General features: G+C 71.6%; 16 protein-coding genes. 8 read left to right on the forward strand and 8 right to left on the reverse strand.

All coding sequences use genetic code 11. The features are described 5' to 3' along the window. Nucleotides 1-9 precede the first annotated feature (9 nt). Nucleotides 10-1,968, forward strand: a complete 1,959-nt coding sequence (locus ACIREE_RS04535; RefSeq protein ID WP_404146090.1) for an acyl-CoA dehydrogenase family protein — start codon at nt 10-12, stop codon at nt 1,966-1,968. Between the two features lie 15 nt (nt 1,969-1,983). Here ACIREE_RS04535 and ACIREE_RS04540 read toward each other — a convergent pair whose 3' ends face one another. The 7 genes from ACIREE_RS04540 to ACIREE_RS04570 form a co-directional block, all read right to left on the reverse strand. After that, nucleotides 1,984-2,373 (reverse strand): VOC family protein, encoded by a 390-nt coding sequence (locus ACIREE_RS04540; RefSeq protein WP_404146093.1) that lies wholly within the window; start codon nt 2,371-2,373, stop codon nt 1,984-1,986. A gap of 6 nt (nt 2,374-2,379) precedes the next feature. After that, nucleotides 2,380-3,294 (reverse strand): Rieske 2Fe-2S domain-containing protein, encoded by a 915-nt coding sequence (locus ACIREE_RS04545; protein WP_404146096.1) that lies wholly within the window; start codon nt 3,292-3,294, stop codon nt 2,380-2,382. Between the two features lie 103 nt (nt 3,295-3,397). Then, the gene (mihF, locus tag ACIREE_RS04550; RefSeq protein WP_404146099.1) at nt 3,398-3,655 is read right to left on the reverse strand and encodes an integration host factor, actinobacterial type; all 258 of its coding nucleotides are present in this window, start codon (nt 3,653-3,655) and stop codon (nt 3,398-3,400) included. A gap of 204 nt (nt 3,656-3,859) precedes the next feature. Further along, nucleotides 3,860-4,420, reverse strand: coding sequence for a Dps family protein (locus ACIREE_RS04555; protein WP_404146102.1), 561 nt, complete (start codon nt 4,418-4,420; stop codon nt 3,860-3,862). Nucleotides 4,421-4,690: 270 nt separating this feature from the next. After that, nucleotides 4,691-5,560, reverse strand: coding sequence for a SigB/SigF/SigG family RNA polymerase sigma factor (locus ACIREE_RS04560; protein ID WP_404146105.1), 870 nt, complete (start codon nt 5,558-5,560; stop codon nt 4,691-4,693). A gap of 121 nt (nt 5,561-5,681) precedes the next feature. Further along, nucleotides 5,682-5,810, reverse strand: a complete 129-nt coding sequence (locus tag ACIREE_RS04565; RefSeq protein WP_404146108.1) for an LPFR motif small protein — start codon at nt 5,808-5,810, stop codon at nt 5,682-5,684. A gap of 105 nt (nt 5,811-5,915) precedes the next feature. After that, nucleotides 5,916-7,076 (reverse strand): aromatic acid exporter family protein, encoded by a 1,161-nt coding sequence (locus tag ACIREE_RS04570; protein WP_404146111.1) that lies wholly within the window; start codon nt 7,074-7,076, stop codon nt 5,916-5,918. A 292-nt stretch (nt 7,077-7,368) separates the two neighbouring features. On the opposite strand from ACIREE_RS04570, the gene ACIREE_RS04575 reads away from it, so the two are divergent. The 7 genes from ACIREE_RS04575 to ACIREE_RS04605 all read left to right on the forward strand — a co-directional run bounded on the left by ACIREE_RS04575 (nt 7,369) and on the right by ACIREE_RS04605 (nt 12,213). Further along, entirely contained in the window at nt 7,369-8,385 is a 1,017-nt protein-coding gene (locus tag ACIREE_RS04575) for an SDR family NAD(P)-dependent oxidoreductase (protein ID WP_404146113.1), read from the forward strand. A 40-nt stretch (nt 8,386-8,425) separates the two neighbouring features. Further along, on the forward strand, nt 8,426-8,614 hold the full coding sequence (locus tag ACIREE_RS04580) for a hypothetical protein (RefSeq protein WP_404146116.1): 189 nt from the start codon (nt 8,426-8,428) through the stop codon (nt 8,612-8,614). Between the two features lie 94 nt (nt 8,615-8,708). Next, entirely contained in the window at nt 8,709-8,972 is a 264-nt protein-coding gene (locus ACIREE_RS04585) for a DUF5133 domain-containing protein (protein WP_404146119.1), read from the forward strand. Between the two features lie 91 nt (nt 8,973-9,063). Next, complete coding sequence (locus ACIREE_RS04590; RefSeq protein WP_404146121.1) at nt 9,064-10,110, forward strand: acyl-CoA dehydrogenase; 1,047 nt, start codon at nt 9,064-9,066, stop codon at nt 10,108-10,110. Then, nucleotides 10,107-10,883, forward strand: a complete 777-nt coding sequence (locus ACIREE_RS04595) for a PIG-L deacetylase family protein (protein ID WP_404146124.1) — start codon at nt 10,107-10,109, stop codon at nt 10,881-10,883. Before ACIREE_RS04590 ends, ACIREE_RS04595 begins: the two co-directional genes overlap by 4 nt. Then, nucleotides 10,880-11,497 (forward strand): SAM-dependent methyltransferase, encoded by a 618-nt coding sequence (locus ACIREE_RS04600; protein ID WP_404146127.1) that lies wholly within the window; start codon nt 10,880-10,882, stop codon nt 11,495-11,497. Before ACIREE_RS04595 ends, ACIREE_RS04600 begins: the two co-directional genes overlap by 4 nt. Then, complete coding sequence (locus tag ACIREE_RS04605; protein WP_404146130.1) at nt 11,494-12,213, forward strand: glycosyltransferase; 720 nt, start codon at nt 11,494-11,496, stop codon at nt 12,211-12,213. The genes ACIREE_RS04600 and ACIREE_RS04605 overlap by 4 nt, the downstream gene beginning before the upstream one ends. 21 nt (nt 12,214-12,234) lie before the next feature. Here the strand turns inward: ACIREE_RS04605 and ACIREE_RS04610 are convergent, their stop codons facing one another. Beyond that, nucleotides 12,235-13,413 carry a PP2C family protein-serine/threonine phosphatase gene (locus tag ACIREE_RS04610; RefSeq protein WP_404146133.1) on the reverse strand — a complete coding sequence of 393 codons (1,179 nt, stop codon included), beginning with the start codon at nt 13,411-13,413 and terminating at the stop codon, nt 12,235-12,237. Nucleotide 13,414 lies beyond the last annotated feature (1 nt).

Raw genomic sequence — 13,414 nt, forward strand, 5'->3', positions numbered from 1 at the left:
CAGAGCGGCATGTCCACCGAAATCGCCACGCACCCGAGCGGTTATGTGCAGCCCGCCGTCGACATCGCAGCTCTCACCGCGGTGCTCGACGGCGAGTACGCCGAGATCCGCGACCTGGTCCGCACGAACCTCGCCACCTACGCCTCGGTCCTCGACGACGCCGAGGAACTCGGCATCGAGGAGTACCGCGAGCGCGTGCGCGCCCTTGTCGTCGAGATGGCGGCGACGGGCCAGACCGGCATGGGCTTCCCGAAGGAGTACGGCGGCGGTGGCGACATCGGCGCCTCGATCGCGGCGTTCGAGACCCTGGCCTTCGGCGACCTGTCGGTGCTGGTGAAGGTCGGCGTGCAGTTCGGTCTGTTCGGCGGCGCCCTGCTGCAGCTCGGCACCGAACGTCACCACGACGCCTACCTCCCGGACGTGATCACCGGGAAGCTGATGGGCTGTTTCGCGATGACCGAGACCGGACACGGCTCCAACGTCCAAGCCCTGGGCACCGTCGCCACGTACGACGCCGAGAGCCAGGAATTCGTCATCACCACCCCGGACGACCGGGCGCGCAAGGACTACATCGGCAACGCCGCCCGCCACGCGGAGCTTGCGGTCGTCTTCGCCCAGCTGGAGGTGGACGGCACGTCCCAGGGCGTGCACGCCTTCGTCGTCCCGGTCCGTGTCGACGGCGAGGTGGCACCGGGCGTCCGGATCGAGGACGACGGCCGCAAGATGGGCCTCAACGGTGTGGACAACGGCCGGATCTGGTTCGACGGCGTACGGGTGCCGCGCGAGGCGCTGCTGAACCGCTTCGCCGACGTCACCCCCGAAGGCGTCTACGAGAGTGCGATCGAGAGCCCCAACCGCCGCTTCTTCACCATGCTCGGCACGCTCGTCCAAGGGCGGGTCAGCGTCGGCGGCGGCGCCATCAACGCCGCCAAGGTCGCCCTCGCCGTCGCCACGAAGTACGCCGTGCGGCGCCGCCAGTTCAAGGCGACCTCGGACACGGAGGAGCAGGTGCTCCTCGACTACGGCCTGCACCAGCGCCGCCTGCTGCCGCTCATCGCCCGTACGTACGCGCTGCACTTCGCCCAGGACGTCGTCCGCACGCAACTGCACGAGGTCTTCTCCGGCATCAAGGACGACGAGGAGAGCAGGCGGGAGCTGGAGTCACGGGCCGCGGGCACCAAGGCGCTCGGCACCTGGCACGCCACCCGCGTGATCCAGGAGTGCCGCGAGGCGTGCGGCGGTGCCGGCTATCTCGCCGTCAACCGGTTCGCCGCGCTCAAGGCCGACAGCGACATCTTCACGACGTTCGAGGGCGACAACCACGTTCTGCTCCAGCTCGTCGCAAAGGGCCTTCTCACCGGCTACGCGAGCGAGTTCGGGGACATGGACCAGCTCGACATGGTCAAGTACGTCACCGGCCTCGCCGTCGAGACGGTCATCGAGAAGACCTCGGCCCACAAACTCCTCGAACGGGTACGCGACCTGCTGCCCGGCGGCGACGAGTGGGACCAGGAGGCGGGCCTGCTCGACTCCGAGTACCAGCTCGCCATGATGCGCTTCCGCGAAGAGCACATGCTGGCCGGCGCGGCCCGCCGGCTCAAGCGCGGGATGGACCAGAAGACCGATCCCGGCGTCGTCTTCTCCCAGGTGCAGGACCACGTCATCGCAGTGGCCGACGCGCACGTGGAGCGGCTCGTGCTCGAAGCGTTCGTCGCCAAGGTGCGCGCGCTCCCCGACGGTGACAACAAGGTGGCGCTGGGGCTGCTCTGCGACCTCTTCGCCCTCACGACGATCGAGTCGGACCGCGCCTGGTTCATGGAGCACGGCCGCCTCACCGTCCAGCGTTCCAAGGCGATCAGCCGTGAGGTCAACGACCTCTGCCGCAAGGTCCGTCCGCTCGCGCTCGACCTCGTCGACGCCTGGGACATCCCGCCGGAGATGCTGCGCGCGCCGGACCTGGTGGGGTGAATTCCCCCGGGCCTTCTAGTCGAGGTCCTGCCGGCCGAGGTAGTGCGCCCGTCCCTCGTCGTCGAGCCCTACCGGACCCTCGGGGATGACGCAGAATTCGTTGCCCTCGGGGTCCGCCATCACCAGGAAGCCCCCGTCGGCGTACTCCGGCAGTCTGCGCCCGCCGAGCTCCTCGATGCGCGCCTGCTCGGCGGCGGGCTCGGGCGAGGTGATGTCGATGTGCAGACGGTTCTTGCCCGCCTTGGCCACACCGCTCCGCTGGAATCCCATCCCCAGGCCGTTGTCCCGCTGGAGCCACACATAGGGCCCGGTGCGGTCCACGACGGGGCGGCCGAGCACCTCGGACCAGAAGGCGGCGAGCCGCTCGGGGTCGGCGGCGTCGAGGATGAGGCAGTTGATCCGCATACGCGCTCAGCCCGCCCCGGGCAGGCACACGGCCACGGTGCCGTCGGCGTCGACCCGGGTCTCGAAGCACGGCTGCGGCGCGGTGGCGGGGCCGCGCACCACCGAGCCGTCGGCGAGGCGGAACACGCTGTCGTGCCACGGGCACGTCACGCAGCCGTCGGCGACCTCGCCTTCCGACAGCGGGCCCGCCAGGTGGCTGCACCGGTCGGCCAGCGCGTCGATCGTGCCGTCCTCTGCGCGGACCACCACGACCGGCACCTCACCGAGCATCCAGCGCACCGGCTTTCCGGCCGTCAGTTCCCCGACCGGGCCGAGCCGGTGCCAGCCGGGCTCGACCAGATGGGGAACGGGCTCCGTCTTGTTGGCCCCCGCGGCCTGCCGGTAGGCGAGGTGACCGCCGATGAAACCGCCGACGCTCGCACACGTCAGACCGCCGAGCCCGAGAGCACGGCCGAGCATGGGGCGGCGCCCCCGTACGACGAACGACGCGCCGTACAGCGAGACGGCGCCGGCGTTGGCGGCGGCGTGCACCAGGCCGGTGCGCATCTGCTGTTCGTGCTGCTCCGCCCAGTCCGCCCACCCGGCCAGCGCGGTGGGCAGCGCGGTCAGCGTGCCCAGGCCCACGAGGACGCGGGCGGGCCGGCGGGCGCCGGGCAGAAAGTCCAGGACGGCCGAGGAGATCCAGGCGCCCATCGGCACCTGCACCAGTACCGGATGGAGCGGGTGGCCGAGCTGGCGGCCGTGGAGCACGTCGCGAAGGGCGCCGAGCGGCAGCGCCCGGACGGCCTTCTGCACGGGCGTCACCACCCGGTCGAGAGCCTGGGCGTTCTCGACTCGTTCGAGCGCGTCGACGCAGGAGCGCAGCAGTCGGGGTACGAGGACGCCGACGGTCGGGGGCCGGGTGCCGGGAGCAGGTGTCATGGCTGGCGATTCTCCCGCTCCGCGCGTAACAAACCCGGCATCCCGGTATCAAGGGCGAACGCGTCGCCCGCAACGGCCCACAGCCTCGGACTACGGCCTCGGACTACGACGCGTCGGGGAAGACGGCCCGTAGCCGCTCGCGCTGCGTGGCGGAGAGGCCCTGTACGCGCCGCCGCGGGGGAATGCCGAGCTCACGCATCAGCTGTCGGGCCCGTACGTCTCTGATCCCCGGCATGGACATCAAGAGGCTGTGCACGCGCATCGCACCCACCACGGGGTCGCCGCCGCGCTCCAGGACCTCCCGCAGGGACAGCGAGCCGCGCTGCAGCGCGGTGAGCACCTCTCCCCTCTCGACCCGCACGGCGATGGCTCTCTTCAGGGCTTCAGCCCTCTGACGGGCCGTCAAAGCAGGCAGCGCCATTGCTCGGATCCCCTCCGCCGACCGATTGGTCTGTCAGTTACAAGTGCCCAGCTGAAGGGCGACTGAACAGTCCGGGCGTGGCCACGCGAAAGGGGGCGCGACCGGCAATCGGTCGCGCCCCCTGCGACAGGAGCCGCCTCGGCGTCACGCCGAGGACTCGGCGGCCGCCTCCTTCTCCGTGGTGGCGTCGGCCGTGGTGAGCGTGCCGCCCGCCGTCTCCAGGTGGGCGCGCACGAACCACTGGAACTGCTCCAGGTCGCGCAGCTGCCCGATCAGCAGGTCCTCGGTGGCCGGGTCGATCTCCCCCACCGTCTTGATCGTGGCCCGGAGGTCCTCGACGACACCCGTGTACACGAGGTCGAGGGCGCCCAGGTGAGCGATGGCGTCGGCCCGGCCCACGCTGTAGTCCTCCCATGTGCGCCCCGCGACCAGTGCGCCGGGCGTGCCCTGGGCGACCCCGCCGAGGGCGGCCAGGCGCTCGGCGACGTCGTCGGCCATGTTGCGGACGGCGTCGACCTGCGGGTCGATCATCTCGTGCACCGCGATGAAGTGCGGGCCCACCACGTTCCAGTGGACGTGCTTCAGCGTCAGGTGCAGGTCGTTGAAGGAGTGCAGACGCTGCTGCAGCACCTCGATGACCGTGGCGGCGTCCTGCACCGTGATGCCGGGGACGGTGTAACGGGGGGTGGTGGCCTTGGAAGTCAACGTACAGCCTCCTGTCTCGTACCGGTTTGCCCTGTTTCGGTACCCCGTTTCGGCGGTCCTATCCACGCCGATCCGAAGCACCGGGCCGATCTGCCGCTATGCCTCCGCGGCGGATCGTGGTCTTCGTGCCGGGTGCCCTGCCCCGCGCCATCCATGCAGGCAAAGCCCCAGCTGGGATGCGTCCTGTCCGCACTCCCCGCGCCGCACGCACGCCGCCCCCGGTCCGGGCGGACCGAGGGCGGGAGAACGAGATCGGCGGGGCGGGCCCGGCTAGTCGCTCGTCAGCAGACCGGCGCGCAGCTTGCCCAGCACGCGAGTGATCAGCCGGGAGACGTGCATCTGCGAGTAGCCCAGCTCGTCGGCGATCTGCTGCTGGGTCTGCTCCTCGACGAAGCGGAGGTGGATGATCCTGCGCTCACGGTCGTCGAGGTCCGCGATCAGCGGGGCCAGCGAGTGGTAGTTCTCGACGAGTTCGAAGCGGTCCTCGTCGAAGCCCACGAAGTCGGCCAGCATCGTGTCGGACTCGTCGTCCTTGCCGCTCACGGCGGCGTCCAGCGAGACGCTGTTGTAGCCGTTGGACGCCATCTGCGCCTGCGCGACCTCGGAGGGCTCCAGCTGCATCAGCTCGGCGAGCTCGGCCGTCGACGGCGACCGCCCGAGGCGCGTACGCAGCTCCTCGGTGGCCCGGGACAGTTCGAGGCGGGCTTCCTGCAGGCGGCGCGGGACGTGCACGGCCCAGGAGGTGTCCCGGAAGAACCGCTTGATCTCCCCCGTGATGTAGGGAACGGCGAAGGAGGTGAACTCGACCTCACGGGTGAGTTCGAACCGGTCGATCGCCTTGATCAGGCCGATCGTGCCGACCTGGATGATGTCTTCCATCTCCTGCTGACCGCGGTGCCTGAACCGCGATGCGGCGTAGCGCACCAGCGACAGGTTCATCTCGATCAGGCAGTTGCGCACGTACTGGTACTCGTGCGTGCCCTCCTCCAGCTCGGCGAGCCGGTCGAAGAAGCGCCTGCCGACCTCTCGCGCGTCCTTCGGCGCGAGCGAGGCCGGGTCCGCGTAGGCGCGGTCGATCAGGTCCTGCTCCGCCTGCGGGGCCGCTGCCTGCGTCCGGTCCTGCGCCGCCACGGTGGTCATGTGTCCGCCCCTTCTAGTTCTGATCTCGCCTGCCACTCTCACGCTGCCAGCGCACCTCTCCTGAAAGCAAATACACATATGGGCCGACCTGCTGTTGAGCCCCCCGGAGGTGCCGGGACGCTCAGTGCCGGCCCTGTGCGCCGGCAGAGGCGCCGCCGAAGAGCCGTGCGACGGCCCGGAAGGGCAGCGTGACGACGGTGGCGATGGCGCCACCGATCGCGCGCAGTACATCAGCGATGGCCTTGAACATGGCGGTTCCTCTCTGTCAGCAACGGGCCCGGCTCTCGACGGGATTCCCTCGAGGAGCGCGGGCGGCCTCAGGCTGGGTCTCCTCAAAGCGGTTTCTTAAACCGCCTCAGTCCTCAGCGGTGTCCATCAATACGTTGCAGGTGTTCTGGAACTCCTCCATCAGCCGGCTCGCCTCGACCACGAGAACGCCGTACGGCCGGGAGATGTCGGCCAGCGGCAGCTCCGCCTCCTGGGCCGCGCCCAGCACCTTCTGCAGGGCCTCCTGCGCGGTGGCCGCCAGCTCGCACATCTGCTGGGCCTGCTCGGTGAGGGTGTCGCTGTCGAGCTCGGCGATGACATGGGCGATGTCGCGCAGGCTCTCCGCGAAGTCGGCGTACGTCTTCAGGACGGGCGCGTAGCTATAGGTGTTCTCCGTCTCGCGCCACCGGCCCAGCGCCCGGGTGAGCGAGCCCAGCTGGTAGACCGCCCGCTCCAGGGCGTTGACGGTCTGGCGGTACCGGTCGAACGTCAGGTAGCCGCGGTGTGCGGGCAGCAGGCGCCTGGGGTTGAAGGGCAGACTGTTCTCCGCCGTGCTCAGCCCCGCCCGGGCCTGGCCGACAGCCGTCTGCACGCGCTCGCCCGCCCTGCGCCACTGCTCGGCGCGCTCGGCGTCGACGTTCCCGCTGCACAGGCCGTCGGCCATGTCGTCCAGCAGGTACTCGATCTCGGCGGCCAGGGCGTGCAGTCCCTGCTCGGCACTGCGGTAGCGCAGGGGTGGGGCGATGCACAGATTGACCAGCAGCCCGACCCCGCAGCCGATGAGGACGAGCAGGATGATCTGCCCGAGCTGGCTCGCCTTCGCCGCGGTGGTGGTGGCCGAGGCGTAGGTGGAGAAGGCGAAGAAGGCGGCCGTCGCCACCTGGGAGCGCTGTTCGCCCAGCGCCGGCCACTGGCCGATCCACAGCGCGATGAACGCGACCACGACAAAGGCGAACAGGTCGGGACCGGCGACGAAGCCGACGGCGGCCTGGATACCCACTCCGACCGTGACCGCGGCGGCGTACCGCAGCGCCTGCCAGACCGACCGGGAGAGGGTGACGTTCATGATCAGCACCGCGGAGAAGGGCGCGAATGCCGGGGAGGTGGCCCGCAGCAGATCGTGCGCGACCCACCAGGACACCGTCGCCGCCAGCACGCTCTTCCCGATCAGCAGCGCCGTGTACCGCTCGTGCCCCGGCGAATTCCACGCCCGCACCCACCACGCCCAACCACTCCGAAGCCGATTCACCACGGGTCCCCGCCGCCTGCCTCTCCGCACGTTCCCGGTCCCGCGATTCGGGACCATCCATCACAAGTAACCAGGTCGGGGCGCTTTAACAACACGAACAACACCTCAACCCACCCGAGTCGCGCCCCGCGAGGACGGCCGCGCGGCGATCGGCCCCCGGACTTAGGCTGATGCGCAGGCACCTAACGAGCCCTCCAGGCGACCCGGCGATCACCGGATTGACGATGCGGCCCCGGGGAACGCGCCGCTGACGACACCTTCCCCTTCCCCTCGGAGACAGGGAGTGACCTTCATGCCGGCATCGCTGCCGCTCCGCCCATCCGCACCGCTGCACGGTCTGTCCGCCGTGGTCACCGGTGGCTCACGCGGCCTGGGACTGCTCATCGCCGACGAACTGGTGCGCCGCGGCTGCTCCGTCACCCTCGCGGCCCGGGACGCGGCCGAGCTGGAGCGGGCCGCCGCACTGCTGCGGCAGCGGCATCCCGGAGCCCCCGTGCGCACCACGGTGACCGACGTACGCGACAGGAAGAGCGTCGCCGACCTGTTCCGGCAGACGGCGGCCGACTGCGGAGGCGTGGACGTGGTCGTCGCCGACGCGGGGATCATCCAGGTCGCTCCGGCCGAGACCGTCGGCGTGGCCGGCTTCGACGACGCGATGAGCACCATCTTCTCCGGCGCCCTGCACACCAGCCTCGAAGCACTCCCCTACCTGCGCGAGAGCGCGGCGGGCGGCAGGCTGGCCCTGATCGGCTCCGTGGGAGGTCTGCTCGCCGTACCGCACCTCCTGCCGTACTCCTGCGCCAAGGCGGCCGTGGGCGCTCTGACCGAAGGGCTGCACGTGGAGGCGGCGCGCGCCGGCGTCTCCGTGACGGCCGTGCATCCCGGTCTGATGCGTACGGGCTCGCACCTGCACGCCGTGTTCGGCGGTGACCGGCGCCGCGAGTTCGCCTGGTTCTCCGCGCTCGCCGGGACTCCGCTGGTCTCGATGGACGCGCGGCGCGCGGCGGACCGCATCGTCACCGCCGTCCAGCGCCGCCGGGTGCGGCTCGTGCTCACCCCGGCGGCTCGCGCGGCCGACAAGGCGCACGGGCTCGCTCCGGTACTCACCGCGCGGCTCAGCCATGTCGCGAACGCTCTGCTGCCCGCCCCGGAGGGCGAGCCCGAGCTGCGTCCGGGCATCGACGTCGAACCGGCGGCCCCCCGCACGGTCGGGGAGCGGCTGCGTTCGCTGGGCAGTGCCCTGAACGACCGGGCGGCACGCGCTTACAACGAGCGCCACCGCACCGCGCAGGAGCGGGCCCAGCCCTGACGCCGTCACCCAAACCGCCCCGCCGACCCAAGGAGCCACCATGACCCACCACCGCGACCGGCAGCACGACGAGACCCGCCCCGCCCAGACCGCGACGGAAGAGGTCCTGGACGAGTTCGAGGACGCCGAGACCGACCCCCAACACCAGGAGAAGAAGGACCGGCGACGCGGGGAGAGCGCCGACGCGATCACGCCCAACCCTGCCGCTCAGGAGGACGCGGGGGGGTGAATGACCCTGCCGGGTCCCCTGCGCGGCGATGCATGAAATGAGCGTGCCGGGACACTCGGGGTGCGAGTTGCTTGAGTAGAAGGAGCCTCTCGGAATGATCACTCCCCACCCGCAGATCCTGCGCACGCTGGTGTCCCGTTACGCGACCGCGCGGGTCCAGCTCATCGACGACGACACCGTGGCGAACCGGCGCCTTCTTGAGGACGCCGCGTACACGCTGTGCGTCACCACCGGTACCTGCGAGATCGAGGACGCTCTCGCCGCGGCGGACCGTTTCCTGGCGGCGACGCCGACGGACGCACAAGCCCGGACGCCCCAGGCGGGCCAGGGGCAGGCCGACCAGACGCTGGTGGCCTGAACCGGCTCTCATCTGTCCGTGCCTCTTTACGTACACGGCACATCGGTACACGGCCGTACGTGGCACATCGGTACATGGCAAAGGATCACGCATGACGGACAGTACGTTGGCGCCCGAACACTCCACCACGAGCGGGCCGTCCGGCCGGGTTCCCGACGGAATCGCGCCGGACGAGGCCCGCCGGGAGAGTGCCGCGCGGTTCGCCGCGGTGGTCGGCCTCATCGATGCCGGGAAGCTGGAGTTCCCGCTGCCCGGCTCCGGGCGCACCGGAGCGCGGCTGGCTGCCCTGCAGTCCGTCGCCGAGGACGATCTGTGCCTGGCCCGGCTGGTCGAGGGGCACGTGGACGCGCTGGCCATCCTCGCTGAACTGGGCGGCCCGCCGCCCCGGCCGGGACAGCGGTGGGGTGTCTGGGCCGCCGAGCCGCCCGGCGCCACGCTCGAAGCCACCCGCTCCGGCGACGGCTGGGTCCTGAACGGCCTGAAGCCGTACTGTTCGGGCGCCCACAGCTGCACCGACGCCCTGGTCACGGCGCGGACACCGGAGGGCCGACGGCTCTTCGCCGCCGCCGTCGACGCACGTCGATGTGTCCCGGTGGAGGGCAGCTGGCAGGCGGTGGGCATGGCGGGCAGCGATACGCCCGATGTGCAGTTCGAGCAGGTCCCCGCCGTCGCCGTCGGGGACGTCGAGTCCTATGTGCGCCGGCCCGGCTTCCAGCACGGCGGGATCGGCGTCGCCGCCTGCTGGTACGGCGGCGCGCTCGCCGTCGCCCGCACCCTGCGCCACGCCGCCGCCAAACGTCCCGACCCGCATACGGACGCCCACCTCGGAGCGGTCGACATACAGCTGCACGCCGCCGAGACCGTGCTCCGGCGCGCGGCCGCGGAGATCGACGCCGACCCCTCGGACAGCAGCGGCCAGGCAGGCGTACGCGGCTTGCGGGTCCGTGCCTTCATCGAGTCGGTGTGCACCGAGGTGCTGACCCGGGTGGGCCGCGCCACCGGGGCGGGCCCGCTCTGCCACGACCTCCGGCACGCCCGCGACGTGGCGGACCTGACCGTCTATGTGCGCCAGCACCACGGCGAGCGCGATCTCGCGGAGCTCGGCGGCCTCCTCGCCCGCCCGCAGGACGCCCGGTGACGCGGCCCGCTGTGCGGACCGACCACGCCCCGGCCGCGAACCCGATCCAGGCGGCCGGCACCGACGAGGCGTACTGGCGCGGCTGGAGCGGGTGGGACGCGATACCGGACGCACATCTGCCGGACCGCGGCCGGGTCGTGGTGGTGGCCGCGCACCCCGACGACGAGGTGCTCGGCTTCGGCGGCGCGATGGCCGTCCTCGCGGAGCGCGGGGTGCGGCTGACCGTCGTCTCGATCACGGACGGCGAGGGCTCGCACCCCGGCAGCCGGGTCGTGACACCCGCCTCCCTGGCCCGTCTGCGGGCCCAGGAGCTGCGGACCGCCCTGACCGAACTCGGCGCCGAGCAGGCTCGGATCGTCCGCCTGGGAGTTCCGGACACCGGCGTGGCCCGGCACGAGGAACAGATCGTGGACGCGCTCGCGCCGCTCGTCCGTGACGCGGACCTGGTCGTCGCACCGTGGACCGGCGACGTGCACAGCGACCACGAGGCGGCCGGCCGGGCCGCCCTCACGGCCGCGCACGGCGTGGGCACCCCCTGTTCGCTGTACCCGGTCTGGATGTGGCACTGGGCGGCACCGGACGACCCCAGGGTGCCCTGGGGGGCCGCCCGGCGTGTACAACTCCCTGCACACGTACAGGAGTTGAAACGGGCGGCGATCGACCGGTTCACCACCCAGATCCATCCGTTGGGGCCGGGCCCCGACGAGGCGGCGATCCTCCCGCCCGAGGAGCTGGCCCATCACCTGCGCCCCACGGAGGTCCTGTTCCAGTGAGCACCCCGCCCTCGTACTTCGAGGACATGTACCGCGGCGCGTCCGACCCCTGGCATCTGACCGAGCGCTGGTACGAACGGCGCAAGTACGACCTCACCCTCGCCGCGCTCCCCCGCCCGCGCTTCCGCCGTGCCTTCGAACCGGCCTGCTCGGTGGGCGAGCTCACCCTGCGGCTGGCCGAGCGCTGCGACTCGCTTCTGGCCTGCGACCGTGTCCGGTCGGCGGCCGACAGCGCGGCGCGCAGGACCCGCGACCTGGCGCACGTCGAGGTCCGCCGGCTCACCCTTCCCGAGCAGTGGCCCGCGGGCACTTTCGACCTCGTCGTCCTGTCCGAGCTGCTGTACTACTTCGACACTCCCGAGCTGACCGTCCTGCTCGAGCACGCGGTCGACGCCCTGGAAGCGGGCGGCACCCTCGTGGCCGTGCACTGGAACCATCCGGTCGCCGAGCACTTGCGCACCGGCGACGAACTCGCCGACATCCTCGGGTCGATCCCCGAACTGGCCCTGGCCTCCGAGCACCGTGAAGCGGACTTCGTCCTGCAGACGTTCGGCCGCCGCCAGGACGACGGCACAGCGCTGCCCTCCCCCGCGGCCGCGGAAGGCCTGGTGTGAGACCGCGCTCCCTCGCCGTCCTCGTACCGGCCCACGACGAGGAGGCCCTGCTCCCCGCGGCGTTGGACGCGATCCGCACCGCCGCGCGGCATCCCGCGCTGCGGCGGATCCGGGTGATCACCGTGGTCGCCGCGGACAGTTGCTCGGACGGTACGGTCGCGGCGGCACTGCGCGCGGGTGTCCAGGTCGTCCAGGTCGCGTGTCGCAACGTAGGACTGGCGCGGGCCGCGGCGGCCGACCGCGCCCTGGAGATCCTGGACGGCCCGGAGGGGGTCTGGTTCGCCTCGACCGACGCCGACAGCATCGTGCCGCCGAACTGGCTCGCCTTTCAGCACGCGCGCGCCGTCGAAGGGTGGGACGCGGTCGTCGGCACCGTCGCTGTCGCCCAGTGGCCGCAGCTCATACCCGGCCTGGCGGCCCGGCACCAGCTGCACTACATCGCCTCCCGCCCGGCACACGGACCCTGGCACCACCCGCATGTGCACGGCGCGAACCTGGGTGTGGCGGCCGACGCCTACCTGACCGTCGGCGGCTTCCCTCCGTTGCCGGTGAGCGAGGACCACGGCCTCATCGCCGCACTGGGCGCCACCGGGCACCGCGTTCTGCGTACGGCCGACTGCCCCGTCGCCACGTCGGGCCGCCTGCACCCGCGAGCCCGCGGCGGATTCGGCGACCACCTCGCGGGGCTCGCCCTGGAAGAGGGACCCACACGCTGATGAACGGCCGCCCCGGTCAGGTCAGTTCGCCTGGGGGCGCCACTCGAACATGAGGATGGTCGCGTCGTCACGCAGCCGGTGGTCCGAGGCGTCGAGGAGCGAGTGGATGAGCCGGCGCAGCGTCTCCGCGGCCAACTCCCCCGCGGCGGCCGCGCGGATGACGTAGTCGGCGAACCGCTCGAGGCCGAGCTGACCGCCGTCCGCGCTGCGCGCTTCGGTCACCCCGTCGGTGTACATCAGCACCCGGTCGCCCGGCTCCAGCGCGATCTCGTGCACATGGCGCGGGATGGAGGAGAAGATCGCGGGCAGCCCCATGGGCGGCTCGGGGTCGCGCTCCAGGGCGCCGGAGATCAGCTGCCGGTCGCGGATGAGCAGCGGGGGCGGATGGCCGCAGTTGATCCAGCGCAGCCTGCCGGTGGCGAGGTCCAGCTGGGTGAGGACCGCCGTGCAGAACTGGTCGGGCAGCCACTGCGACAGGGCCGTGTCGACCGCCTCCACGAGGTCGGGCAGGTCGGCGCCGGTGCGCCGGGTGTTCCGGGCGGCGGCCAGCGACACCACCGCGGTCAGTCCTGACGCCAGGTTGTGGCCGACGGCGTCCAGGACACCGGCGTGCAGCGTGGTGTCGGTGAGCGCGTGGTCGAAGGCGTCGCCCCCGATCTCGTAGGCCGGTTCCAGGACGGCCGTGGACAGGGCGTGGGTGGTACCGATCGTGCGGGGCGGCAAGTAGGCACGCAGCATCTCGGCGGGCAGGGTCATGGAGTCGGTGCGCGAGCGGCGCACGAAGGAGTCCTTGTACGCCCGCTTCGACGTGATCATCATGGCGCACAGCGCCGCGAGTGTTCTGGCGCGGCGCAGGGCCACCGGGTCGAGGACGGGCGCCGCCACCGCGAGGACTCCGAGCCGTTCCGCCCCGTCCACCAGCGGCAGCCAGGCGGTCATCCCGCCGTGGTGATGTTCTTCCACCCGTAGGGACTGGGTGCGGTAGCTCCAGCCCGCCAGGGAGCCGTCGACGGGCAGGGCCGGCGCGGCCGCGTTGAGCGGAGTCAGCCGGCGCTGCTGCAGATCGGCCAGGTAGACCACCGCGTTCGCCAGTCCGAGCGCCTTGGAGCTGCGGGCCACGGAAGTCGCGAGGTCGAGGGCCAGGTTGTCCGGATCGGCGAGGAACTCGCCCAGGGCGCTGTCCGCCGACTCCGAAAACACA

This window comes from Streptomyces sp. NPDC102467, from assembly GCF_044765445.1.
Classification (GTDB): Bacteria; Actinomycetota; Actinomycetes; order Streptomycetales; family Streptomycetaceae; genus Streptomyces.